A 3038-nucleotide genomic window follows, 5' to 3' on the forward strand; every position below is an offset into this window, starting at 1 on the left:
GACGGAGGGTGTGACGGCTACTGCCCACCCAACAGGCTCAGCACAAACCGGCTGCCCACGATCAGCAAATAGAATCCGAACGCCATCTCCAGTGTGCGCTTCGACATCGCATGCGCGGCCCTCACGCCCAGCGGCGCAGTCACGAGGCTCATCGGCATCACCAGCACGGCGCCGATCAGCGAGACGTAGCCGAGTGCGAACGGGGCTTGCAGCGCCGCGACACCGGGATAGGTCGCCGCCGCAGGCCAGCCGGCATAGATGTAGCCGAGCGCTCCGGGAATCGAGATCAGCACCGCGAGCGCGGAGGAGGTTGCGACGGCTTGATGGATCGGACGGCTGTAGAACGTCATCAAGAGGTTCGAGAACAGGCCGCCGCCGATGCCCATCAGCGTCGAGAGGAGGCCGACGCAGACGCCGTAGAGGCGCATCAACGGGCCTTTCGGCAGATCATCCCCGAGCTTCCAGCCTTCGCGCGCAAAAATCAGGCGGACCGCGGCCGACCAGGCGACGATGACGAACACGATCTTGAACAGCCGCTCCGGCGCGAAGCGCGCGACCACGCTGCCTACGACGACGCCGATCAGGATGGGCAGCCACCAGACGCGGAGGATCGCCATGTCGACCGCGCCGCGCTTGTAATGCGCGCGGAACGAACGGATCGAGGTCGGGATGATGACCGCGAGCGAGGTGCCGACGCACAGCGGCATCCGCACCTCCAGCGGCACGTCCGCAATGCGGAAGCATTCATAAAACACAGGCACGAGGATGGCGCCGCCGCCGATGCCGAACACGCCGGCCAGGAATCCGGAGAGCGCGCCCGTTGCGATCAGCAACAACGCGAGCTCGACGATCTCCTTGATATCAAGACCTGCAATCACCCCTGATCCGCCCCGGCGACCGGTCGCAACCCGCCCCGACCTGCGTCTGGAGCTGCCCGCGCCGGCAGCTGTAGGTGATCCGATCCGGCCGGTCGACACCTCGCGCGGCCCGGCTGGGGTGGAATGCAGGCAGCGCATATCCCACACGGAGCAGCAGGCGGTGCACGTGACCAGGTCGCGTGTGACATCGGGCCGGCCCGCGCCTCGGCGCTCTGCTCCTGCCGGTCGGCGTGATGGAGAGAGCATTGTGACGGCTTAGAGGCGTTCCAATAGTGATTTCAATGCGCCCAACGCGCCTCCAAAAGAGTGAATCTATATTCTTAATTTCGTTGGCGGACCGGCATGCTGGTATACCAAGGGGCAGATTGGCCTTGCTACATCAAGGCTATAGGGCTGAACCCAGGTTCGATCTATGGCGATTTGGTGATTGCGTGGGCCAAATCGACTCCGTAAATAGAGCCAACCTTTCGCGATCCCCGCGCGCCCCATGCTGGGCCGCAACAACATCAAAAGCTGCCCATGACCGCACGGATCGAACGACCGCTTTCGCCGCACATCCAAACCTATCGCTGGACGCTGACGATGGCTCTGTCCATCGTGCACCGCGCCACCGGCATCGCCCTTTACGTCGGAACCCTGCTGCTGGTCTGGTGGCTGGTCGCCGCGGCCTCAGGCCCGGCCGCCTAGGCCCATGTCCAGGCCTTCTCCAGCAGCATTATCGGCCGGCTGATCGTGTTCGGCTACACCTGGGCACTGATGCATCACATGCTGAGCGGTATCAGGCATTTCGTCTGGGATCTCGGCTACGGCTTCAAGGCCAATGAACGCGAAGCGCTGACCTGGGGCGCCCTGATCGGCGGCATCGCGTTGACGGTGCTGATCTGGATCATTGCCTATGCGAACGGAGGCGGCCGATGAGCTTCGACGAATCCCACGGCTCTCCGACGCGTCCCTCGATGCGCACGCCTCTCGGCCGAGTCCGCAATCTCGGCGCCGCGCATTCCGGCACGTCGGATTTCTGGCGCCAGCGCATCACCGGCGTCGCCATGACTCTGCTGATGATTCCCGCGCTGGTGATCATCATGATGCTGCTCGGCCGCAACCAGGTCTACGTTGCGCAGACCCTCAGCTCCATCCCGGTTGCCGTGATCCTGCTTCTCTTCATCTTCGCCAGCGCCTGGCACATGAAGATCGGCATGCAGGTGGTGATCGAGGATTACGTCCATAACGAGAAGCTGAAGCTCACCGCGATCATGCTCAACAATTTCTTCTCGGCCGCAGTGGCGCTCGCCTCGACCTACGCGGTCCTGAAACTGTCCTCCGGAGTGTAACCCATGGCCACCACAACGAATGGCTCGGGCAACGGCGCTCCCGCCACCAACGGCAAAGCCTATCCGATCGAAGACCACACCTATGACGTGGTCGTGGTCGGCGCCGGCGGCGCCGGTCTGCGCGCGGTGGTCGGCTGCAGCGAAGCGGGCCTGCGCACCGCCTGCATCACCAAGGTGTTCCCGACCCGCTCGCACACGGTCGCGGCGCAGGGCGGCATCTCCGCCTCGCTCGGCAACATGCACAAGGACGACTGGCGCTGGCACATGTACGACACCGTCAAGGGGTCGGACTGGCTCGGGGACCAGGACGCGATCGAATACATGGTGCGCAACGCGCCGGACGCGGTCTACGAGCTCGAGCATTGGGGCGTGCCCTTCTCGCGCACCGAGGACGGCAAGATCTACCAGCGTCCGTTCGGCGGCATGACCACCGAGTTCGGCAAGAGTCAGGCGCAGCGCACCTGCGCCGCTGCCGACCGCACCGGCCACGCCATGCTGCATACGATGTACGGCCAGTCGCTGCGCCATGCGGCCGAGTTCTTCATCGAGTTCTTCGCCATCGACCTGATCATGGACGACCAGGGCACCTGCCGCGGCGTCATCGCGCTCAAGCTCGACGACGGCACGCTGCACCGCTTCCGCGCCCAGACCGTGATCCTCGCCACCGGCGGCTACGGCCGCGCCTACGCCTCCTGCACGTCCGCGCACACCTGCACCGGCGACGGCGGCGGCATGGTGTTGCGCGCCGGCCTGCCGATGCAGGACATGGAGTTCGTGCAGTTCCACCCGACCGGCATCTACGGCTCCGGCTGTCTCGTCACCGAGGGCG

At 64.9% G+C, this 3038-nt stretch carries 3 protein-coding genes and 1 pseudogene; 3 read left to right on the plus strand and 1 reads right to left on the minus strand.

Translation table 11 applies throughout. The features are described from left to right. Positions 1-17: 17 nt before the first annotated feature. Entirely contained in the window at positions 18-878 is an 861-nt protein-coding gene (locus JHD07_RS20655) for a sulfite exporter TauE/SafE family protein (RefSeq protein ID WP_291625276.1), read from the minus strand. A 519-nt stretch (positions 879-1397) separates the two neighbouring features. On the opposite strand from JHD07_RS20655, the pseudogene sdhC reads away from it, so the two are divergent. From sdhC to JHD07_RS20670, 3 genes and pseudogenes are all read left to right on the plus strand, one after another. Next, positions 1398-1796, plus strand: a pseudogene (gene sdhC, locus JHD07_RS20660) (succinate dehydrogenase, cytochrome b556 subunit). Further along, positions 1793-2209 (plus strand): succinate dehydrogenase, hydrophobic membrane anchor protein, encoded by a 417-nt coding sequence (gene sdhD / locus JHD07_RS20665; RefSeq protein WP_291625277.1) that lies wholly within the window; start codon positions 1793-1795, stop codon positions 2207-2209. Before sdhC ends, sdhD begins: the two are co-directional and overlap by 4 nt. A 3-nt stretch (positions 2210-2212) precedes the next feature. Further along, a partial coding sequence (locus JHD07_RS20670; protein WP_291625279.1) for an FAD-binding protein occupies positions 2213-3038 on the plus strand: 826 nt, incomplete at its 3' end.

The sequence above is a fragment of the Bradyrhizobium sp. genome, from assembly GCF_016462955.1.
GTDB lineage: Bacteria > Pseudomonadota > Alphaproteobacteria > Rhizobiales > Xanthobacteraceae > Bradyrhizobium.

Coding starts and splice junctions, on each gene's coding strand:
- sdhD (WP_291625277.1), top strand. CDS start 1,793: ATGAGCTTCGACGAATCCCACGGCTCTCCGACGCGTCCCTCGATGCGC.